Origin of the sequence: Klebsiella sp. 2019SCSN059 (assembly GCF_021739525.1) — a bacterium.
Taxonomy (GTDB): Bacteria; Pseudomonadota; Gammaproteobacteria; order Enterobacterales; family Enterobacteriaceae; genus Klebsiella; species Klebsiella quasipneumoniae.
In genome coordinates, this window is record NZ_JAKKOM010000030.1 from 19284 (window position 1) to 40089 (window position 20806).

The following is a 20806-nucleotide window of genomic DNA, read 5'->3' on the forward strand; positions in this document are numbered from 1 at the left end:
TGCTCAGGCCGCGTTTTCTTCAGCGGCGGTTTTACCAATGATGCTGGTGTCTTCTTCTTCCATGATGCCGAACTCCATCAGCAGCGATTCCAGCTCGTCCATGGTGCACGGCGTCGGCACCACTTTTTTGGTGTTATTGACGATCTTCTGCGCCAGTTGACGATATTCATTCGCCTGCTGACAGGTCGGGTCGTACTCGATCACCGTCATCCGGCGGATCTCCGCGCGCTGCACAATGTTGTCGCGGGGAACGAAGTGGATCATCTGCGTGCCAAGCTTCTCCGCCAGGGCGATGATCAGTTCGTCTTCCCGGTCGGTTTTGCGCGAGTTACAGATCAGGCCGCCGAGGCGCACCTTGCCGGATTTGGCGTACTTCACGATCCCTTTGGAGATATTGTTGGCGGCATACATCGCCATCATCTCGCCGGAGCAGACGATGTAGATCTCCTGGGCTTTGTTTTCGCGGATCGGCATAGCGAAGCCGCCGCAGACCACGTCGCCGAGGACGTCATAGAAGACGAAATCCAAATCTTCTTCATAGGCGCCTTCTTCCTCGAGGAAGTTGATGGCGGTGATCACCCCGCGTCCGGCGCAGCCGACGCCTGGCTCCGGGCCGCCGGATTCGGCGCAACGGACATCGCCATAGCCGATTTGCAGAACGTCTTCGAGCTCCAGATCCTCGACCGAGCCCACTTCCGCCGCCATCTCCATGATGGTGTTCTGGGCTTTAGCGTGGAGGATCAGACGGGTGGAATCCGCTTTCGGATCGCAGCCGACGATCATCACTTTCTTACCCATCTCGGCGAGGGCCGCGACGAGATTCTGGGTGGTGGTGGATTTACCGATACCGCCTTTACCGTAGATAGCGCATTGACGCATGGTCATGGTGACTTCTCCTGTTGTTGAGTGTTTGCCAGCAGAGAAGTGCAGGGAACGTACCAGCTGCGAATTTTTGCTCAGTTATTTGATAAATAATGGTTTTTTGTAAAGCAGCCGCGCCGGGAGGCTGAGCAAACGGCACAATAACGCTACCAAATGTGCGAAACAGAACAATTTCCCGCCACGCCCGGCGCGGCGCTTTGTCACCTGTTCAACAGCTTGTCGCGCACAGTGTCTTATTCCCCGCAATCCCGCCGGACGGGCCTGCGCGTTTCTTCCCTTAACCTGTTGAATTGATGAGTGACAGGCGGCAATTCGCGAGCTGGCACAGGCTGTGCTTGGAGAGGTGACAGGGTTTGCCGCGGGCTGCCGCGGTAAAGAGAACGCTCACCTTTGAGGATTGAACGATGTCCGGAAACATGAAAACAATGGATGGCAACACGGCGGCGGCCTGGATCTCCTACGCCTTTACCGACGTGGCGGCCATCTACCCCATCACCCCCTCCACGCCGATGGCGGAAAATGTCGATGAATGGGCCGCTAAGGGGAAAAAGAATCTGTTTGGCCAGCCGGTGCGCCTGATGGAAATGCAATCCGAAGCCGGTGCCGCCGGGGCGGTGCACGGCGCGCTGCAGGCGGGAGCGCTCACCACCACCTACACCGCGTCGCAGGGGCTGCTGCTGATGATCCCCAATTTGTACAAAATTGCCGGTGAACTGCTGCCGGGTGTTTTTCACGTCAGCGCGCGGGCGCTGGCGACCAATTCGCTGAATATTTTTGGCGACCATCAGGACGTGATGGCGGTACGCCAGACCGGCTGCGCCATGCTGGTGGAGAATAACGTTCAGCAGGTGATGGACCTGTCGGCGGTGGCGCACCTGGCGGCGATCGCCGGGCGGATCCCGTTTATCAACTTTTTCGACGGCTTTCGCACCTCGCACGAAATACAGAAGATTGAGGTGCTGGCGTATGAGCAACTGGCGACGCTGCTGGACCGCCCGGCGCTGGAGCGCTTTCGTCGGCAGGCGCTGCACCCGGATCATCCGGTGATCCGCGGCACCGCGCAAAATCCGGATATCTACTTCCAGGAGCGGGAGGCCGGTAACCGCTTCTACCTCGCACTGCCCGATCTGGTGGAAAGCTATATGGCGAAGATCACTGCGCTGACCGGGCGGGAATATCACCTGTTTAATTACCACGGCGCGCCGGATGCCGAGCGGGTGATTATCGCCATGGGCTCAGTGTGCGACACCGTCCAGGAGGTGGTGGAGACGCTGAATGCGGCGGGGGAGAAGGTGGGGCTGCTCAGCGTCCATCTCTATCGGCCGTTCTCGCTGGCGCACTTTTTCGCGCAACTGCCCGCCAGCGTGCAGCGTATTGCCGTCCTTGACCGCACCAAAGAGCCGGGGGCGCAGGCGGAACCGCTGTGCCTCGACGTCAAGAACGCCTTCTATCAACGCGACGATGCGCCGCTGATCGTCGGCGGACGCTACGCGCTCGGCGGTAAGGACGTGCTGCCCAACGATATCGCCGCGGTGTTTGACAACCTCAGGCAGCCGCTGCCGAAGGACGGCTTTACCCTGGGTATTGTCGATGATGTCACTTTTACCTCGCTGCCCGCCCGGCAGGAACCGCTGGCGGTCTCCCATGTCGGGATCACCGCCTGTAAATTCTGGGGGATGGGCTCGGACGGCACCGTCGGGGCGAACAAAAGCGCCATCAAGATCATCGGCGATAACACGCCACTCTACGCCCAGGCCTACTTTTCCTACGACTCGAAAAAGTCCGGGGGGATCACCGTTTCGCACCTGCGCTTTGGCGACCGGCCGATCACCTCGCCCTACCTGATCCACCGGGCCGATTTTATCGCCTGCTCTCAGCAATCCTATGTCGATCGCTACGACCTGCTGGAGGGGCTGAAGCCAGGAGGCACCTTTCTGCTCAACTGCAGCTGGTCCGAGGCAGAGCTGGAGCAGCACCTGCCGGTCAGCGTCCGGCGCTATCTGGCGCAGGAAAAGATCGACTTTTATACCCTTAATGCGGTGGACATTGCCCGCGAGCTGGGCCTCGGCGGGCGCTTTAACATGCTGATGCAGGCGGCGTTCTTTAAGCTGACGGCGATTATCGAGCCGCAAACGGCGGCGGACTATCTCAAGCAGGCGGTGGAGAAAAGCTATGGCAGCAAAGGGGCGAGCGTCATTGAGATGAACCAGCGGGCTATCGAGCTGGGGATGGCGGCGCTGCACCGGGTGACGGTACCCGCCCACTGGGCGACCCTCGAGGCGCCGGCACCGCAGGCGAGCGCCCTGATGCCGGACTTCATCCGCGATATCCTGCAGCCCATGAACCGCCAGCGTGGCGACCTGTTGCCGGTGAGCGCCTTCGCCGGGATGGAAGACGGCACCTTTCCCTCCGGCACCGCCGCCTGGGAGAAGCGCGGCATCGCGCTGGAGGTGCCGGTCTGGCAGCCTGACGGCTGTACCCAGTGTAACCAGTGCGCCTTTGTCTGCCCGCATGCGGCGATCCGCCCGGCGTTACTGAGCGCTGAAGAGCAGGACACGGCTCCCGCCGGGCTGCTGAGTAAACCCGCTCAGGGGGCCAAAGACTATCACTATCATCTGGCTATCTCGCCGCTGGACTGCTCCGGCTGCGGCAACTGCGTGGAGAGCTGCCCGTCGCGCGGCAAGGCGCTGCAGATGGTCTCCCTCGACAGCCAGCGTGCGATGGCTCCGGTCTGGGATTACGCCCTGGGACTGGCGCCAAAAGATAACCCGTTTCGCAAAACGACGGTCAAAGGCAGCCAGTTCGAAACGCCGCTGCTGGAGTTTTCCGGCGCCTGCGCGGGTTGCGGAGAAACGCCCTATGCCCGGCTTATCACCCAGCTGTTTGGCGACCGGATGCTGATCGCCAACGCCACCGGCTGCTCTTCGATCTGGGGCGCCAGCGCGCCTTCGATGCCCTATACCACCAACCATCGCGGCCACGGACCGGCGTGGGCAAACTCGCTGTTTGAGGATAACGCCGAGTTCGGTCTCGGCATGATGCTTGGCGGCCAGGCGATCCGCCAACAGATCGCCGAGGAGCTGACCGCCGCGCTGGCGCTGCCGGTCAGCGACGCGCTTCACGCCGCGATGCGGCAGTGGCTGGCGCAGCAGGATGAGGGGGAGGGGACCCGTGAGCGCGCGGACCGCCTCAGTGCGTTGCTGGCGGAGGAAAAAGAGGGCGTCCCGCTGCTGGAGCAGCTCTGGCAGAACCGCGACTATTTCGTCCGGCGTTCGCAGTGGATCTTCGGCGGCGACGGCTGGGCCTACGATATCGGCTTCGGCGGCCTCGATCATGTGCTGGCCAGTGGGGAAGACGTCAATATTCTGGTGTTTGATACCGAGGTCTACTCCAACACCGGCGGCCAGTCGTCCAAATCGACCCCGGTGGCGGCGATCGCCAAATTTGCCGCTCAGGGAAAACGCACGCGCAAAAAAGATCTCGGCATGATGGCGATGAGCTACGGCAATGTTTACGTCGCCCAGATCGCCATGGGCGCCGATAAAGATCAGACCCTGCGGGCCATCGCTGAGGCCGAGGCCTGGCCGGGACCGTCGCTGGTGATCGCCTATGCCGCCTGTATCAACCACGGCCTGAAAGCCGGGATGCGCTGCAGTCAGCGCGAGGCGAAGCGGGCTGTGGAGGCGGGATACTGGCACCTGTGGCGCTATCATCCGCAGCGGGAAGCCGAAGGCAAAACGCCGTTTATACTGGACTCCGAAGAGCCGGAAGAGAGTTTCCGCGACTTTTTGCTCGGCGAGGTGCGCTATGCCGCGCTGCATAAAACCACGCCGGATCTGGCGGACGCGCTGTTCCGGCAAACGGAGGACGATGCCCGGGCCCGTTTCAGGCAGTATCAGCGGCTGGCGGGAGAGGAGTAGGCTGTGGGTTAGCGATTCACGGCTGCTGCATGACGTTCAGCAGCGTATCCAGCAGGCCGGGAAAACGGGCGTCCAGATCTTCCCGGCGCAGCGAAATCATGTTCTCCCGTCCCTGAGGCCGTTGCCAGATCACACCGCTGTCGCGCAGGACGCGCCAGTGGTGGGTCATGGTGGACTTGGCCACCTCTTCCTGGCGCAGAGCGTTGCAGCTCAGCTCGCTGCCGTCGGCCAGCGTGCGGATGATCTCCAGTCGCAGTGGGTTACCGAGCGCGGAAAGGACATTTTCCAGGCGAATTTGTTCTCGTTCGGGGTGATTGGCGATCATAATAATCCTGTGTCGGCAGTGGCGCGGCGCATGGCAGCCGCAGCCCATATCGGCGGCTGGCGGCTACTATACCCAAACTCCGGTTCTGATGCCACGCGCGCCGCCGCAACCTGACCAATCATAATAATAGCAAAAATAGTTCGAATATACTCGTACAGTTGTACTATGATAGGCGGCAGTTAAATGAACTGCGGATCATTCCGACCGCAGACTGACAGTCAAAACGACTAAGGACGCATCATGCCCCGACCCATCCCCCTCGAACGTTATCGCAACATCGGTATCTCCGCGCATATCGATGCCGGTAAAACCACCACCACCGAGCGCATCCTGTTTTATACCGGGATGAGCCATAAGCTGGGTGAAGTACACGATGGCGCGGCAACCACCGACTGGATGGCCCAGGAGCAGGAGCGCGGGATCACCATTACCTCGGCGGCGGTGAGCTGCTTCTGGCCGGGTATGGACCGCAGCTTCGAGCCGCACCGGATCAATATCATCGACACCCCGGGGCACGTGGATTTCACCATTGAGGTGGAACGTTCCATGCGCGTGCTCGACGGCGCGGTGATGGTGTATGACTCCGTCGGTGGGGTGCAGCCCCAGTCGGAAACCGTCTGGCGCCAGGCAAATAAATACCACGTTCCGCGGCTGGCCTTCGTCAACAAGATGGACCGCCCCGGCGCGGACTTCTTCCGCGTGGTGCAGATGATGATCGACCGCCTGAAGGCCAACCCGGTGCCGATTGTGATCCCCATTGGCGCCGAAGAGCATTTCACCGGCGTTGTCGATCTGGTTAAAATGCGCGCCATCCTGTGGGATGACGCCACCCAGGGCATGACCTTCAGCTATGGGCCTGTCCCTGACGATCTGCTGGCGACGGCACAGCAGTGGCGGGAGAAAATGGTCTCGGCGGCGGCGGAAGCCAGCGACGCGCTGATGGATAAATACCTGGAAACCGGCGAGCTGGACGAGGCGGAGATCGTTGCCGGTCTGCGCCAGCGCACGGTGAAGGGGGAAATCCAGGCGGTGCTCTGCGGGAGCGCCTTTAAAAACAAAGGCGTGCAGCGCATGCTCGATGCGGTGGTGGAGCTGATGCCGTCGCCGCTGGATATTCCGGCGATACAGGGCATTGATGAGAAAGGTCAGCCGGCGGAACGCCATCCGAGCGACGATGAGCCGCTGTCGGCGCTGGCGTTTAAACTGATGACCGACCCCTACGTCGGCCAGCTGACCTTTATCCGCGTCTACTCCGGGACGCTGAAGAAAGGCGATGCGGTGTGGAACCCGGTGAAGGGCAAGAAAGAGCGCATCGGGCGTATCGTGCTGATGCAGGCCAACGACCGCCACGAAGTTGACGAACTGCACGCCGGGGATATCGCGGCCTGCGTCGGTCTGAAGGATGTGACCACCGGTGATACGCTGTGCGATCCGGGTGCGATCATTACCCTCGAACGGATGGAGTTTCCGGAGCCAGTGATTTCGCTGGCCATCGAGCCGAAGACCAAAGCGGATCAGGAGAAAATGGGCATCGCGCTGCAGCGGCTGGCGGCGGAAGATCCGTCGTTCCGTCTACATACCGATGAAGAGTCCGGCCAGACGATTATCTCCGGCATGGGCGAGCTGCATCTGGAGATCATTGTCGACCGGATGAAGCGCGAGTTTGGCGTCGAGGCCAACATTGGTCGTCCGCAGGTCACCTACCGCGAAACCCTGCGCAAGAAAGTGATGGACGTGGAAGGCAAATTTGTGCGCCAGTCCGGCGGCAAAGGGCAGTACGGGCACGTTGTGCTGACCCTGGAGCCGCTGGAGCCGGGCAGCGGTTTCGTCTTCGAGGACGCCACCAAAGGCGGCGTGGTGCCACGCGAGTACATCCCTTCCGTGGAGAAAGGGCTGCGCGAAGCGATGGGCACCGGCGTGCTGGCGGGTTATCCGGTGGTTGACGTGAAAGCGACCCTGACCTTCGGGTCGTACCACGACGTGGACTCCTCGGAGATGGCGTTCCGCATGGCGGCGATCTTTGGCTTCCGGGAAGGCGCGCGCAAAGCGGATCCGGTGATCCTTGAGCCGGTGATGCACGTCGAGGTGGAGACGCCGGAAGAGTACGCCGGGAATATTATGGGCGATCTCTCTTCCCGTCGCGGGATGGTGCAGGGGATGGAAGAGCGCTTCGGCAGCCAGATCATCCGCGCCGACGTGCCGCTGGCGGAGATGTTTGGTTATTCCACCACGCTGCGCTCGATGTCTCAGGGACGGGCAACCTACAGCATGGAGTTCCACCATTACGCTGAAGCGCCGCGTAATGTGGCGGATGAAATCATCGCCAGCCGCGCGAAAAGCTAAGCAACGTTCCCGGGTGCGACGCGAGGCGTCTTACCCGGGCTACGAGTCCAGCCATCGTTTGTAGCCCGGGTAAGGCGTTAGCCGCAACCCGGGAATGTCAGCCAATCAGACAATATCCTGTGCGTATTGCCACAGCGCCTTCAGCTGCGCCAGCTTCTCTTTATCATCCGCATACTGCTGATACAGTTTGTAGCCCGGGTAAGGCGTTAGCCGCAACCCGGGAATTTCAGCCAATCAGACAATATCCTGTGCGTATTGCCACAGCGCCTTCAACTGCGCCAGCTTCTCTTTATCATCCGCATACTGCTGATACAGCATCTGCAGCTCATCGGCATAGGCCTGCAAAAACTCTGGCGTAAACACCTGACGACGGTGCTCTAACCAGCGCTGCTGCTCATGTTCATCGAGCGTGCCGGGGAAGTTGCGCGCCCGGTAGTTAAACAGCAGGCGTTCGATACGCTTATCGGCGAAGGTAATATCCAGCGCCGGCAGATTGCGCGGTTCGGTTTCCAGCACGATTTTCATCGCCGCGCGGTCGGCATCGCTAAAGAACCCATTGTAAAGCTGGGCGTCGACGTTTTCGGACGGCACGAACGGCTCGGCTTCGGCATAGACCGCCACCACTTTCTCGCGCACCTGCGGATTCGCCCGCAGCAGCTGGGCATTCTCCAGACAGCGCTGAATGGAGATCCCCAGCCGGTCGGCATCCAGCGGGCGCAGGGTATTGGCCTGAGCCAGCACCGGACATTTATTGAGATGCACCAGCTTGATCGGCGCCGCCGGCAGATCGCCAAGCTCGGCGCGCGGGGTGTAAAGCCGCTCGCGCAAGGCATCGGCATCGAGCTCCAGCAGCGGCGCCATATCGCCCGCCAGATCGACCATAATCACCGCATTGCGGTTTTCCGGATGCCATGCCAGGGGCGCCACCAGGCTGGTGTTGCCGCGCGCGGCGCCAAACATGCCGGAGACATGCACCAGCGGTTTCATCTGCGGCACGTCGATGAGCGTCGCCAGCTTGCGCTTATTGCGGTGGCTGTAGAGATAATCAAACAGCCGCGGCTGCCGGGTTTTCACCAGCTTCGCCATGGCGATGGTGGCGTACACATCGGCCATCGCATCATGGGCGTTCTGGTGTTCAATACCGTTGGCGACGGTCAGATGTTCAAGCCGGAAGCTGGGCAAACCCTCGTCATTCTCCGGCCAGGTGATCCCTTCCGGACGCAGGGCATAGCAGGCGCGCATCACGTCGAGCAGATCCCAGCGCGAGTTATCGTGCTGCCAGCTCCAGGCATAAGGGTCATAGAAGTTGCGATAAAAGATATTCCGCGTCACTTCGTCATCAAAGCGCACGTTGTTATAGCCGACGATACAGGTTTGCGGCACCGTGAACAGATCGTGGATGCGGCGGGCAAACGCGGCCTCATTATCCCCTTTGGCCAGCGCTTCCTGCGGGGTGATCCCGGTGATCATCACCGCCTGCGGCTGCGGCAGATAATCGTCAGCGGGCTTGCAGTAAAACACCTCGGGCTCGCCGAGCACGTTCAGCTCCGCGTCGGTGCGGATGGCGGCGAACTGCGCCGGCCGGTCGAGGGAAGGACTGGTGCCGAAGGTTTCATAATCGTGGAATAAAAATCCGGGCTGGTTGACGCTATCTTGCATAGTCTGTTCATTATCCGTGGTGGCGTGCGACCGGTATGGTAAACGATTTGCCCGGTCATCAGAAGGGTAACGGCAAGCAACTTCCTCTGCTGTGTCATATTTTCTTGCAATTAAACCCTGATATGAAACGCGAAGTTCCGTAAAAAGGACGGCGGATCTGTAAATCTAGAGGATATGCCGTTGAAAGGCCGTTTGTTTATTGCTGTATCTTTGCTCGCTTCGAGCGTTTCCTGCGCATTTGCCGTCGACTTCCCTGCTACGGTCGCGCCACCGGCTATTCAGGCTGGCTCCTGGGTGCTGATGGATTACACCACCGGTCAGGTCCTGACCGCGGGTAACGAACATCAGCAGCGCAATCCTGCCAGTCTGACCAAACTGATGACCGGCTACGTGGTCGACCGCGCCATCGACAGCCATCGTATCACCTTTGACGACATCGTCACCGTGGGTAAAGACGCCTGGGCGAAGGGCAACCCGGTGTTCGACGGGTCATCCCTGATGTTCTTAAAACCAGGGGATCGGGTCAGCGTCCGCGACCTCAGCCGTGGGCTGATTGTCGACTCCGGTAACGACGCCTGCGTCGCGCTGGCCGACTATGTCGCCGGCGGCCAGCCGCAGTTTGTCGCCCTGATGAATCAGTATGTCGAAAAATTGCACCTGCGGGATACCCATTTCGAAACCGTCCACGGCCTCGACGCCCCGGGCCAGCACAGTTCTGCCTATGACCTCGCGGTGCTGTCGCGGGCGATTATTCATGGCGAACCTGACGTCTACCACATGTACAGCCAGAAAAGCCTGACGTGGAACGGGATCACCCAGCAAAACCGTAACGGTCTGCTGTGGGATAAAACCATGAACGTCGATGGCCTGAAAACGGGCCACACCTCGGGCGCCGGGTTCAACCTGATCGCCTCGGCGGTGGATGGCCAGCGCCGGCTGATCGCCGTGGTGATGGGGGCGGACAGTCCGAAAGGCCGCGAGCAGCAGGCCGCTAAACTGCTGCACTGGGGGCAGCAGAACTTTGACACCGTGCAGGTGCTGCAGAAAGGCCAGAAGGTCGGCACCGAACGCATCTGGTACGGCGATAAAGAGCAGATTAAGCTCGGCACCGATCAGGATTTCTGGTTAGCGCTGCCGAAGGCGGAAGTGTCGCGGATTAAAGCGAAATATGTGCTGGATAAGAAGGATCTGGAGGCGCCGATCGCCGCCAACCAGCGGGTCGGCGAGATTTCGCTGTATGACGGCGACAAGGTGGTGGGGCACTATCCGCTGGTCACCCTCGAAAGCATCAATAAAGGCGGGGTGTTCTCGCGAATGAGCGATTACCTGCACCACGAGCTGTAACCATGATAACCGCCTCTTTGCAGGCGGTTTTTTTTCGTCTGTCGCTCCTGCTGGCGGGGCGCCTGTTTTTTCAGCAGTGTGATGGCGACTCTGTGAATTCGCGCACATACTGAGGGGGGATCTCCTGTTAAATTAACTGTATATTCATACAGTCATTTATCTCCAAAGGAGGCAAGATGAACTACAGCATCACCCCCCTCGGCAAGAAAACCATTGCCGGTTTCCATCTGGTCGGGCCCTGGGATCAAACGGTCAAGCAGGGGTTTGAGCAACTGATGATGTGGGTTGAGAACCATCAGGTGCCCGCCCGTGAATGGCTTGCCGTCTACTACGATAACCCGGAGGAAGTGCCGGCGGAAAAACTGCGCTGCGCCACCGTGGTCGCCGTTGACGAGGATTACGTCATTCCCGCCAACAGCGAAGGGGTGATACTGGCGGCGATTGCCGGCGGGGATTACGCCTGCGCCCGCGCGCGGGTGGTGGATTACGATTTTGCCACCCCGTGGATGCAGTTTTTCGACAGCCTGCTGCAGAGCACAACGTATCGCGTGGCCCCCAGGCCCTGTTTTGAGATCTATCTCAACGACGGCAACCACGACGGCTACTGGGATATCGACATGTATGTCCCCGTTGAGCGCGTAGCGTCGTAGCGATTTACCCCTGTTCCGGACAAGGATTTTTACATTCCCGGCACGCTCCGGGCGAAAAAGCAGTTACAATTGGCCTTTTCGTTTTGCCGGAGAGGGTTGTGCGCGCTGATAAATCACTCAAGCCATTTGAGATCCGCTTGTATCGCCATTATCGGGTGGTGCATGGTGTGCGGATTGCGCTGGCCTTTGTGCTCACCTTTTTGCTGGTGCGGCTGCTGAACGTGCCTGAGGGGACCTGGCCTCTCATCACCCTGGTGGTGGTAATGGGGCCGATCTCCTTCTGGGGCAACGTCGTGCCGCGGGCGTTTCAGCGCATCGGCGGCACGATCCTCGGCTCGGCGCTGGGGCTGGTGGCGCTCAAGCTTGAGCTTATCTCCCTGCCGCTGATGGTCCTCTGGTGCGCGGCGGCGATGTTCCTCTGCGGCTGGCTGGCGCTGGGCAAGAAACCCTATCAGGCGCTGCTGATCGGCATCACCCTGTCGGTGGTGGTCGGGGCGCCGCCGGGCGATATGCATACCGCCCTGTGGCGAAGCGGCGATGTGATCTTCGGCTCGCTGCTGGCGATGCTGTTTACCGGTATCTGGCCGCAGCGGGCGTTTATCCACTGGCGCATCCAGATGGCCAGCTACGTCACCAACTTCAACCGCCTCTACCAGGCCGGCTTCTCGCCAAATCTGGTGGATCGGCCGCGGCTGGAAAAGCATCTCCAACAGGCGCTCAACGACGTCGTCAAAATGCGCGGGCTGATCACCCCCGCCAGCAAAGAGACGCACATCCAGAAGGCGATCTTCGAGGCTATCCAGACCGTCAGCCGCAACCTCGTGTGCATGCTGGAGCTGCAGATCAACGCCTGGTGGGCAACCCGTCCGGGCCATTTCGTCATGCTGAACGCGCACACCCTGCGGGAGACGCAGCAGATGACCCAGCAGACGCTGTTGGCCATCGCCCACGCCTTGTATGAAGGGAACCCTCAGCCTGTGCGCGCCAACAATGAAAAGCTGAATGAAATCGTTCTCGAACTGCGCCAGCTGATGAAAGAGCAGGGTGACGATAGCCTGGCGGAAACCCCGATCCATGGCTATGTTTGGCTCTCTATTGAACTGGCGCGCCAGCTGGAGCTGCTGTCGCATCTGATCTGCCGCGCGTTGCGCAAATAAGCACCAGATGCACCGGGTAACTGCACGGGTTGTTTCGATTCAGCAGCGTTTAGGGTTATGATAAACGCAAAGGAAAAAACATTGTCATCAGCGACTGCTAGCAGTTATGTTAGCCCTATAACGCAGTCGCTTTACGAATCCGAATCTCAATTATTAGGGGTGTAAAAATGGAAACAACTAAGCCTTCTTTCCAGGACGTACTGGAGTTTGTTCGTCTGTACCGTCGTAAGAACAAACTGCAGCGTGAAATTCAGGACGTTGAGAAAAAGATCCGTGATAACCAGAAGCGCGTTCTGCTGCTGGACAACCTCAGCGACTACATCAAACCGGGCATGAGCGTGGAAGCTATCCAGGGCATCATCGCCAGCATGAAGAGCGATTACGAAGACCGCGTTGATGACTACATCATCAAGAATGCCGAGCTGTCCAAAGAGCGCCGCGACATCTCTAAAAAACTGAAAGTGATGGGTGAAGCCAAAGTCGAAGGCTAATCCCAGCTGTCCGGCGGCGTCAGCGTCGCCGGGCTGTTCTGCACTACCCCCTCCCGTCTCTTTTTCTGCGAAAACTTTGTCCCGGCAACTGCCTCTCTCCACCGACTCTTTGCTATACTGCCCCGCGAAAACGTATTGATATCGGAAAGGTTTCTCTCATCCTGGCCGGGCATCTGACGCAGCGGCGTCAGGGCGATATCTCAACACCTCTCACCTCTCCGACGATCGATTCGCCAGAAGACAAACTCAGGTGCTGACCGGGCGCGACAGAATCTCTTCCGCTGCTTTCGCCGACAGGAGTCAACCCCACGTGATTAAGTCATTCTTTGCCGCACTCTCGTTTATCAGCCGTCTGCCGGTCCCGGCGCGGTTATCTCAGGGCCTGGAGATCGAACAGTACCAGCGCAGTATCGTCACCTTCCCGCTGGTCGGTTTACTGCTCGGCGCCATCGCCGGCGCGGTGGTGTACCTCCTGCAGCCGTGGTGCGGCGTCCCGCTGGCGGCGCTGTTCGGCGCGCTGGCGCTGGCGCTGCTCACCGGCGGATTTCACCTTGACGGGCTGGCCGATACCTGCGACGGCATCTTCTCCGCCCGCACCCGCGATCGAATGCTGGAGATCATGCGCGACAGCCGGCTGGGTACCCACGGCGGGCTGGCGCTGATTTTTGTGCTGGTGGCGAAGGTGCTGGTGGTCGGCGAACTGCTGCTGCGCGATGTCAACCCCATCGCGGCGCTGGCGGCGGCCTGCGCCGTCGGTCGCGGAATGGCGGTGCTGCTGATGTATCGCCATCGCTATGCGCGGGAAAAAGGGCTGGGCAATCTGTTTATTGGCAAAATTAGCCTGCAGCAGACGCTGGTGACGATGGCGCTGGCGATCGCGCTGGCCACCGCCCTGCTGGGGCTGCATGGGCTGCGCGCCGCGCTGATCGCCCTGGTGCTGATCTGGGGTCTGGGGTGGGCGCTGAAGCGAACCCTCGGCGGGCAGACCGGGGATACCCTCGGAGCGGCGATCGAGCTGGGTGAATTACTCTTTTTACTGGCGCTACTGTAAGGCCTGGCATCAACGGTGAGGAACAGAATGGAAACACTTTCGGCGTTACTGGCTGCCATTCCGCAGCCCGATGTGACGGGCATGGCGCGCGCGCAGCAGCATATTGATGGCCTGTTAAAGCCGCCCGGCAGCCTTGGCCGTCTGGAGAGCCTGGCGGTACAGCTGGCCGGTCTGCCGGGGCTGCAGGGGCAGCTGGCGCTGACTGAAAAAGCCATCGTGGTCATGTGCGCCGACCACGGCGTCTGGCATGAAGGCGTGACCCCTTCCCCGCAGGCGGTGACGGCCATTCATGCCGGCAATATGGTGCGGGGCAACACCGGCGTCTGCGTGCTGGCGGCGCAGGCCGGCGTGAGAGTGGAGGTGGTGGATGTCGGCATCGACGCCGAGCCGCTGCCGGGCCTGATCAACCTCAAGGTGGCCCGCAGTAGCGGGAATATCGCCCGGACGGCGGCGATGAGCCGTCAGCAGGCAGAGACTGTGCTGCTGGCCAGCATGCGTTTCACCCGCCAGCTCGCCGCCGACGGGGTGAACGTCTTTGGCGTGGGGGAGCTGGGGATGGCCAATACCACCCCGGCCGCTGCGACGATCAGCGTCCTGACCGGCAGCGACCCCGACGCGGTGGTGGGCTGCGGGGCCAATCTGCCGCTGGCGCAGCGGGGCCATAAGGTGGCGGTGGTGCGCCAGGCGATCGCTCATAACCAGCCGAACCCGGCGGACGGGCTGGAGGTGCTGGCGAAGGTGGGCGGTTTTGATCTGGTGGGTATGACCGGGGTGATCCTCGGGGCGGCCTCCTGCGGCCTGCCGGTGGTGCTGGATGGCTTCCTCTCCTACGCTTCGGCTCTGGCGGCCTGCCGCATGGCCCCGGCGGCGCATCCGTATCTTATCCCTTCGCACCTGTCGGCGGAGAAAGGAGCGCGGATCGCCCTCGACGCGCTGGGTCTGCGCCTGTATCTCGATATGGACATGCGCCTGGGGGAGGGCAGCGGCGCCGCGCTGGCCATGCACCTGTTGGATGCCGCCAGCGCGATGTACCACCAGATGGGGACCCTGGCGCAGAGCAACATTGTGCTGCCCGACAGCGCGCCAGCGTCCTGATGAAAAAGCGCATCGTCTCCACTATAGGGGGACGATGCGCTGCGTTTACAGCGCCTGCTGCCAGACCGCCTGCGGCAGTAGGTAAACCTGCGCCGGGGCGCGCATACCGTCGCTGACAATATGGCCGATACCGCTGGCCATCACCGCCAGGGTGACGTCAAAGGCGTTAAGGCTGTCGCCGAAGCCGGCGGTCAGGTTGAGCATCGAGCCATTGGCCATCAGGTAGACGGTTTTGTCAGCCATGCGGTAGGCGTTGATATACGGCATCACCTCTTCCTGAGGGTACTGGCGCAGGTACTCGCCGTCGATCTCTTCCGCCACGTGGCCGACGTTAAGGATAAACACGCCCGCTTTCGCCCGGTCCAGCGCCTGGCGATTAACCACGTTTTTACCGCCTGTCGCGGTGGCTACCACGTCCGCCGAGGCGATAGCCTCCTGGAGATCGACCACGTGCCAGCCGTCATAGGCCGCCTGCAGCCGACGGGCAGGATCGATCTCCGCCACCATCACCTGGCCGCCAAAGGCTTTTGCCGCCGCCGCGACGCCCTGGCCAACCAGGCCGTAGCCGATCACCAGCACTTTTTTCTCATGCAGGGTGAGATGAGTGGTCTGGAAGAAGGTGTGCCAGGCGGTGAGTCCGACCATATGGCGGTTATGCAGCCCCTCTTTGACCGGCAGATCGTCCCAGTTAAAGATCGGATAGCCGGGCTGAATATCACCCAGTCGATTGACGCCGGAGCCGGTGGCTTCCAGACCCGCCACGATGTTGCCGAACTCGCCGCGCTGATGGAGGAGGGTGGTGATATCGGCCCCCATTTCGCACAGGTGAGTGGGCTGCCAGGCGATCGCTTTTTCCCATGACTGTTGCCAGTCGGCATCGCTCATATTGCGCCAGGCGCAGGCCTCAGCGCCGCGCTCCACCAGCCAGGCCACCACGTCGTCCTGCACGGTGGTGGGGTTACAGGTGGTTAAAAAGACCTGAGCGCCCTTGTCGAGGATCCCCTGCACCAGCGGGATCATTTTCATGTCGAGGTGCATACAGCAGGCAAGGCGGACGCCGCTGAGGTCGGGCAGGGCGGCGACCTGACGCAGGGTACGCGGCATATTCTGGCTGGCCCATGCCACTTCTTTCGCTAAAGAGATTTTATTATTCACTGGGTTATGACCTTCAGTTCGCAAAAGGGGTATCCCCCTGACAGAAAAGGGATTCTATCAGCCCAGGCGAGAATTCACAGCCCTGCGCCGCCCGGAAATCGCCGCCCGCGCGATCCCCTGCTAAATACAGGGTTGTTAATGTAAGGTTAAAAAAAGAAAATAAAATATAAGTAATTCCTATGATCTGAGCGATAAAGCGATGTTGAGTGTTATTCCCGCAGGCCTGTTTTCACGGCTGCGGATTTTCCTTGGGCGGCTGAAGCCGCACGCGCTGCCGGTGGCTCGTCGGCATATTGTGCTGGGCTCCATCGGCGCCGGTACCGGGCTGGCGGTGACCAGCATGTTCAGCCACTGGCTGCTCGGCGAAGTCAACCTGTGGTTTATTGCCCCCATGGGCGCATCGGCGGTACTCCTGTTTGGCGTGCCGAGCAGTCCGCTGGCGCAGCCGTGGTCGATTGTCGGCGGCAATGTGCTGTCGGCGCTGATCGGCGTCACGGTGGGTATGCTGGTGCCCGACCCGGCGCTGGCCTGCGGGCTGGCGGCGGCGCTGGCCATCGCCGGGATGTATTTTCTGCGCTGCCTGCATCCTCCCGGCGGCGCGGTGGCCCTGACGGCGATCCTCGGCGGCGCCGGGGTGCACAGCGAAGGCTATCACTTTGTGTTGACGCCGGTGCTGCTCAACTCGCTGATGCTGGCGCTGCTGGCCATCGTGTTTAACAATCTGGTTGGCCGCCGCTACCCCCATCCGCTGGCGGCGGAGGAGGTCAAATCCCGTGCGGTGCCGCTGGGCATTTCGGTTACCCGGGAAGATATTCACGCCGCCCTGCTGCAAGGCCAGTTCCTCGACATTGACGAAGACGATGTCCAGGAACTGCTGGAAAATATCGAACAGCAGGCGCGCCAGCGCATCGCGGCGGCAGGCCGCCGCTGACAGCGCCCTCCCGGCCGCGGGTTAGAGATCGCCGGTAAGATACTGCGCGACCCCGCGGCCAAAACTCCAGTCGCCTTTCTGGTTGCTGATAATCGACACCATCACATCATCGCCGCTCAGGCCGCAGTGTTCCGCCAGCTCCTCCTGCAGAATGGCGAAGAAACGCTGCTTCTGCGCGTCGCTGCGCGGGCTGGTATAGACCCGCACCACCACCTGATCCCGCGTGCGGGTCAGTCCGAGGCCGGTATCTTCAATCACCATATGATGGGCTTTGTTTTCGTGAACAATCTGGTAGCGGTCGCGTTCCGGTACCTCGAAGGCGCGCAGCACGGCGCGATGAGCGGCATCCAGCAGGGTTCTGATCTCCTGTTCCGTACGGCCTTCAATCAGGTCAAATGTCAGTAATGGCATGCAGGTGGTCCTTATCGTTAGGGAATAATCGCTGTCTGATATGGATGCTAGCCGATGCCGTCGCGGGCAAAAACCGCTATAGTTGAATACATTGTTTTTACTGGTGAACAATCAATATGAGCGAGAGTCGTCCGGAGAGTTACTGGGCCCATCTCTACTGGCTGACGGTGCTGGAAGAGCAGAAAAGCTATACCCGAGCCGCGGAAAAGCTGGGGATCAGCAAGTCGGCCATCAGCCAGAAAATCAGCGAGCTGGAGCGGGTGACCGGTAAAACGCTGGTCCATCGCACCACCCGCAGCGTCAGCCTCAGCGACGACGGGCTGCGGCTGGTGGCGGAGCTCAGTGAGCCGTTTGGCCAGCTGCGGGATATTTTCACCGGCGCCTGCGATGAGGGCGGGCCGCTGCGGGGGACGCTGCGCCTGACCGCGCCGGTGGCCTTTTCCCGTCAGCAGCTGGTGCCGGCGATCGCGCCCTTTTTACATCAACATCCCCAGCTGCATCTGCAGCTGGAGGTGACCGACCGGCTGGTCTCTCTCGGCAGCGAAGGGTTCGACCTCGCCATCCGCCACTGTCGGCGCGAGGCGCTCCCGGACACCCACGTCGCCTGGCCGCTGTGCCACACGGCCACGCTGATCGTCGCATCCGCCGACTATATTCGCCGCCATGGCCGCCCGGAGACGCCCGACGATCTGCGTCAACACCAGTGCCTGACCTATCCCCGTGGGCCCCAGCGCCCGCACTGGACGTTCGCCTCCCGCCAGACGCCCGATGAGCGGGTGACCATCAACGTGCAGGGGCCGTTCGCCACCAACAACAGCGAGTCGCTGCGCGATGCGGTGCTGGCGGGGTTGGGGGTGGCGCTGCTGCCGGATTTTAGCGCCCGGGAGGCTATCGGCCGCGGGCTGGTGCAGGAGCTGCTGCCGGCGTGGCAGCCGGTGGAGGTGTTCGCCGATCGGCTGTACGTCATCCGGCCCTATACTCCGCGGGTGTCGCGCGCGGTGGAGACCTTTAGCCGCTACCTGAAAGCGACCTTCAGCGAGCCGCGTCCAGCTCCCGGTCCAGCGCCTCGCTGAAGCGGGGGAGCAGATGGCGCTCGCCGGGAAGCAACTGCGCCAGGGTGACGGTTTTGTCGGCGCGGTAGACCCGCCCGCTGCCGAGCTGCGCTTCGAAGGCGTTCGCCGCCTGATGCGCCGCGCTAAGGTCGGCGTCAATAAGGATCACCGCGTGGGCCAGCACCACATGGCCGCCGCTCGCCGTCTGCGGCCGCCAGTACTGGGCGGTACCGACAATCTTGCGCGCCTCCTCTCCCTCTCCGCAGGCGAGGTTATACCGGCCATCGCAAAAGGAACCGCTCACCGCCCGGGCGTGGCTGGCAACGCCGAAGCGCGCGAGGGTGCGCTGCAGCACAGCGCACAGCGAGTGATAGATGGGTTCGGCGGCCTCGCCGAGCGGCTGCTGCACCGGCCAGGCGAGGCTGAGGTTGATAATCCCCGGCCCCTGGGGCACCAGACCGCCCCCGGAGCGGCGGAGCCATACCGGCCAGCCCCGCGCGGCAAAACGCGCACTGACCGCCGGCAGGTCCGCAAACTGACGATAGCTCCCCGGCACCACGAATCCCTGCGGCGCCTGCCAGAGCTGGGCGACGGCCTCGCCGGCGCCGGCTTTGGCAAACAGCGGTTGTTCCGCCTGGGTGGGGTCCTCGCAAAACTGCAGCGCCAGCGAGGCGGGGGTAAAGCGGCGTGGCCAGCAGTCGGCCAGGGGCAACAGAGACATGCGTTCTCCTTACCGGAGGGCGCGGGTCGCGCCCTCCGAAGGCTGGTCAGTCGACGGTATGCTTTTTCATCAGCAGCGCGGTGAGCGCTGACAGCAGGCAACCCGCGGTCAGATAGAGGGCCACGCTGTGCCAGGAGCCCCCGGAGAAGGTGACCAGCGCCGCGGCGATAAAGGGCGTAAAGCCGCCGCCGACCACGCTCGCCACCTGGTAGCCGACGCCGGCGCCGCTATAGCGATAGCTGGCTCCGAACAGCTCGGTAAACATCGGCTGCTGGACGCAGACCACCATATCATGGGCGATATTGGCCAGCATCAGGGCGAAGAACAGGATCCAGAAAACGGACTGACTCTCCAGCGCCATAAAGAACGGAAAACCGCTCAGCGTGCCGATCAGCGCCCCGGTAATATAGATCCGCCGACGGCCAAAGCGGTCTGCCAGCCAGGCGAAGCAGGGGATAGTCAGACAGCTGAGGCCGCCCACCAGCAGGCCGATGTTGAGGAACAACTCGCGCGGCAGGCCGAGGTTTTGCGTCGAGTAGTTGAGGGCGAAGGCGGTGACGATGTACATGGTCAGCAGTTCGCACAACCGCAGGGCAATAATCAGTAAAAACGCCCCGGGATGGCGAAGCAGGGCTTCCACCACCGGCAGTCGCTTTTTCACCTGCGGCGCGTTGGCCTGGCTCTGCTGGGCTTCAAACTCCTGCGATTCGGCCATACCGTTACGGATCCACAGCGCAATCAGGACCAGCGTCACGCTGAACAGGAAGGGTAAGCGCCAGCCCCAGCTGAGGAACTGCTCGTCGGTGGTCAGGCTGCTGATCAGCGATACCAGCCCGGTGGAGAGCAGCAGGCCGACGCCGTAGCCCACCTGCACCCCGCTGCTGTAAAAGGCTTTTTTTCCCTTCGGCGCGTTCTCCACCGAGAGCAGCGCCGCGCCGCCCCATTCGCCGCCGACGGCAAAGCCCTGAACCGCCCGCAGGAACACCAGCAGCACCGGCGCCCACCAGCCGATCTGGCTGAATGAGGGGAGCAGGCCGATGCAGGCGGTGGCGATACCCATCATCCAGACGGTCATCATCAGCATCCGCTTGCGCCCGAGACGGTCGCCGAAGTGGCCAAAGATAATCCCGCCCAGCGGGCGAAAAAGAAACCCGACGCCGAAGGTGGCAAACGCGGCAAGGGTGCCCATCGCCGGGCTGATTTGCGGGAAAAATTCGCGGTTGAACACCAGCGCGGCGGTAATGCCATAGAGAAGAAAATCGTACCAGTCGACCACGGCGCCGGCAAAGCTGCCCCATGCCGCCCGCCGGGCCCGATGCAGCGAATCCGGCGCCTCGCCGGGTTGCACGCTTATTGTTGAATCCATACCCTGTCCTGTCAGTCACGTAATTCGTTGTTATTGGAATGAGACGCTTTTCGCGTAGCGTCTGCACTGAGACTACCGCGCAGCGGCCGTGGAGGAAAGTAGTTTGCCTGCTAAGCGGCGAGCTGGTGCAAAAATAAGCGACCGGAAAGGCGGGCGAAATCACACCCTTTACTCAACATTCTGGCAATTTGCCAGCAAGCTTATACTTTTAATTAAATCAACGGATAACAAAGAGGAGCACCTTTTAAGAATT

General features: G+C 61.4%; 18 protein-coding genes. 10 read left to right on the top strand and 8 right to left on the bottom strand.

Annotated features, from left to right (window positions below; all coding sequences use genetic code 11):
• Positions 1–3 precede the first annotated feature (3 nt).
• Positions 4–885 (bottom strand): nitrogenase iron protein, encoded by an 882-nt coding sequence (nifH, locus tag L2I46_RS23080; RefSeq protein WP_004203553.1) that lies wholly within the window; start codon positions 883–885, stop codon positions 4–6.
• A 401-nt stretch (positions 886–1286) separates the two neighbouring features.
• Here nifH and nifJ point away from each other — a divergent pair, with 401 nt between their 5' ends.
• Positions 1287–4802 (top strand): pyruvate:ferredoxin (flavodoxin) oxidoreductase, encoded by a 3516-nt coding sequence (gene nifJ, locus L2I46_RS23085; protein WP_236948244.1) that lies wholly within the window; start codon positions 1287–1289, stop codon positions 4800–4802.
• 16 nt (positions 4803–4818) lie between these two features.
• Here nifJ and L2I46_RS23090 read toward each other — a convergent pair whose 3' ends face one another.
• A complete protein-coding gene (locus tag L2I46_RS23090; protein WP_008804136.1) occupies positions 4819–5127 on the bottom strand; it encodes an ArsR/SmtB family transcription factor in 309 nt (102 codons plus the stop codon).
• Positions 5128–5367: 240 nt separating this feature from the next.
• On the opposite strand from L2I46_RS23090, the gene fusA reads away from it, so the two are divergent.
• Entirely contained in the window at positions 5368–7470 is a 2103-nt protein-coding gene (fusA, locus tag L2I46_RS23095) for an elongation factor G (RefSeq protein ID WP_236948245.1), read from the top strand.
• Positions 7471–7575: 105 nt separating this feature from the next.
• Here fusA and L2I46_RS29550 read toward each other — a convergent pair whose 3' ends face one another.
• Together L2I46_RS29550 and sbcB are read right to left on the bottom strand one after the other, a co-directional pair.
• The gene (locus tag L2I46_RS29550) at positions 7576–7704 is read right to left on the bottom strand and encodes a hypothetical protein (protein WP_021313317.1); all 129 of its coding nucleotides are present in this window, start codon (positions 7702–7704) and stop codon (positions 7576–7578) included.
• Positions 7705–9129, bottom strand: coding sequence for an exodeoxyribonuclease I (sbcB, locus tag L2I46_RS23100; protein WP_012541115.1), 1425 nt, complete (start codon positions 9127–9129; stop codon positions 7705–7707). It abuts the gene before it with no gap.
• A 180-nt stretch (positions 9130–9309) separates the two neighbouring features.
• Here sbcB and dacD point away from each other — a divergent pair, with 180 nt between their 5' ends.
• From dacD to cobT, 6 genes are all read left to right on the top strand, one after another.
• Positions 9310–10473, top strand: coding sequence for a serine-type D-Ala-D-Ala carboxypeptidase DacD (gene dacD / locus L2I46_RS23105; RefSeq protein ID WP_016161444.1), 1164 nt, complete (start codon positions 9310–9312; stop codon positions 10471–10473).
• 176 nt (positions 10474–10649) lie between these two features.
• Positions 10650–11123: a DNA gyrase inhibitor SbmC gene (gene sbmC / locus L2I46_RS23110; protein ID WP_236948246.1), complete on the top strand. Its 474-nt coding sequence runs from the start codon at positions 10650–10652 to the stop codon at positions 11121–11123.
• A gap of 98 nt (positions 11124–11221) precedes the next feature.
• Positions 11222–12280, top strand: coding sequence for an FUSC family protein (locus L2I46_RS23115; protein WP_004203544.1), 1059 nt, complete (start codon positions 11222–11224; stop codon positions 12278–12280).
• A 167-nt stretch (positions 12281–12447) separates the two neighbouring features.
• Complete coding sequence (locus tag L2I46_RS23120; protein ID WP_002911883.1) at positions 12448–12771, top strand: DUF496 family protein; 324 nt, start codon at positions 12448–12450, stop codon at positions 12769–12771.
• A 310-nt stretch (positions 12772–13081) separates the two neighbouring features.
• Positions 13082–13822 (top strand): adenosylcobinamide-GDP ribazoletransferase, encoded by a 741-nt coding sequence (gene cobS, locus L2I46_RS23125; RefSeq protein ID WP_050533842.1) that lies wholly within the window; start codon positions 13082–13084, stop codon positions 13820–13822.
• 27 nt (positions 13823–13849) lie between these two features.
• Complete coding sequence (gene cobT / locus L2I46_RS23130) at positions 13850–14917, top strand: nicotinate-nucleotide--dimethylbenzimidazole phosphoribosyltransferase (RefSeq protein WP_236948247.1); 1068 nt, start codon at positions 13850–13852, stop codon at positions 14915–14917.
• Positions 14918–14962: 45 nt separating this feature from the next.
• Here the strand turns inward: cobT and L2I46_RS23135 are convergent, their stop codons facing one another.
• Complete coding sequence (locus tag L2I46_RS23135; RefSeq protein ID WP_004203536.1) at positions 14963–16072, bottom strand: adenosylhomocysteinase; 1110 nt, start codon at positions 16070–16072, stop codon at positions 14963–14965.
• Positions 16073–16271: 199 nt separating this feature from the next.
• Here L2I46_RS23135 and L2I46_RS23140 point away from each other — a divergent pair, with 199 nt between their 5' ends.
• Entirely contained in the window at positions 16272–17003 is a 732-nt protein-coding gene (locus L2I46_RS23140; RefSeq protein WP_236948248.1) for an HPP family protein, read from the top strand.
• 21 nt (positions 17004–17024) lie between these two features.
• On the opposite strand, the gene L2I46_RS23145 is transcribed toward L2I46_RS23140, so the two are convergent.
• Positions 17025–17414 (bottom strand): tautomerase family protein, encoded by a 390-nt coding sequence (locus L2I46_RS23145; protein ID WP_023290327.1) that lies wholly within the window; start codon positions 17412–17414, stop codon positions 17025–17027.
• Between the two features lie 116 nt (positions 17415–17530).
• Here L2I46_RS23145 and L2I46_RS23150 point away from each other — a divergent pair, with 116 nt between their 5' ends.
• Positions 17531–18487 carry a LysR family transcriptional regulator gene (locus tag L2I46_RS23150; protein WP_048336048.1) on the top strand — a complete coding sequence of 319 codons (957 nt, stop codon included), beginning with the start codon at positions 17531–17533 and terminating at the stop codon, positions 18485–18487.
• Here the strand turns inward: L2I46_RS23150 and L2I46_RS23155 are convergent.
• Together L2I46_RS23155 and shiA are read right to left on the bottom strand one after the other, a co-directional pair.
• The gene (locus tag L2I46_RS23155; protein ID WP_236948249.1) at positions 18447–19187 is read right to left on the bottom strand and encodes a lipoyl protein ligase domain-containing protein; all 741 of its coding nucleotides are present in this window, start codon (positions 19185–19187) and stop codon (positions 18447–18449) included. The two genes, L2I46_RS23150 and L2I46_RS23155, sit on opposite strands and share 41 nt — an antisense overlap.
• Before the next feature lie 46 nt (positions 19188–19233).
• Positions 19234–20553: a shikimate transporter gene (gene shiA / locus L2I46_RS23160; protein WP_236948250.1), complete on the bottom strand. Its 1320-nt coding sequence runs from the start codon at positions 20551–20553 to the stop codon at positions 19234–19236.
• Between the last annotated feature and the right edge of the window lie 253 nt (positions 20554–20806).

Excerpts from the sequence above, each read along its gene's own strand:
- nifH (WP_004203553.1), bottom strand. The coding sequence starts at position 885 with ATGACCATGCGTCAATGCGCTATCTACGGTAAAGGCGGTATCGGTAAA.
- shiA (WP_236948250.1), bottom strand. The coding sequence starts at position 20,553 with ATGGATTCAACAATAAGCGTGCAACCCGGCGAGGCGCCGGATTCGCTG.
- L2I46_RS23140 (WP_236948248.1), top strand. The coding sequence starts at position 16,272 with ATGTTGAGTGTTATTCCCGCAGGCCTGTTTTCACGGCTGCGGATTTTC.
- sbcB (WP_012541115.1), bottom strand. The coding sequence starts at position 9,129 with ATGCAAGATAGCGTCAACCAGCCCGGATTTTTATTCCACGATTATGAA.
- nifJ (WP_236948244.1), top strand. The coding sequence starts at position 1,287 with ATGTCCGGAAACATGAAAACAATGGATGGCAACACGGCGGCGGCCTGG.
- L2I46_RS23155 (WP_236948249.1), bottom strand. The coding sequence starts at position 19,187 with ATGTCTCTGTTGCCCCTGGCCGACTGCTGGCCACGCCGCTTTACCCCC.
- L2I46_RS23150 (WP_048336048.1), top strand. The coding sequence starts at position 17,531 with ATGAGCGAGAGTCGTCCGGAGAGTTACTGGGCCCATCTCTACTGGCTG.
- sbmC (WP_236948246.1), top strand. The coding sequence starts at position 10,650 with ATGAACTACAGCATCACCCCCCTCGGCAAGAAAACCATTGCCGGTTTC.
- L2I46_RS23145 (WP_023290327.1), bottom strand. The coding sequence starts at position 17,414 with ATGCCATTACTGACATTTGACCTGATTGAAGGCCGTACGGAACAGGAG.
- fusA (WP_236948245.1), top strand. The coding sequence starts at position 5,368 with ATGCCCCGACCCATCCCCCTCGAACGTTATCGCAACATCGGTATCTCC.
- L2I46_RS23090 (WP_008804136.1), bottom strand. The coding sequence starts at position 5,127 with ATGATCGCCAATCACCCCGAACGAGAACAAATTCGCCTGGAAAATGTC.
- cobT (WP_236948247.1), top strand. The coding sequence starts at position 13,850 with ATGGAAACACTTTCGGCGTTACTGGCTGCCATTCCGCAGCCCGATGTG.
- L2I46_RS23120 (WP_002911883.1), top strand. The coding sequence starts at position 12,448 with ATGGAAACAACTAAGCCTTCTTTCCAGGACGTACTGGAGTTTGTTCGT.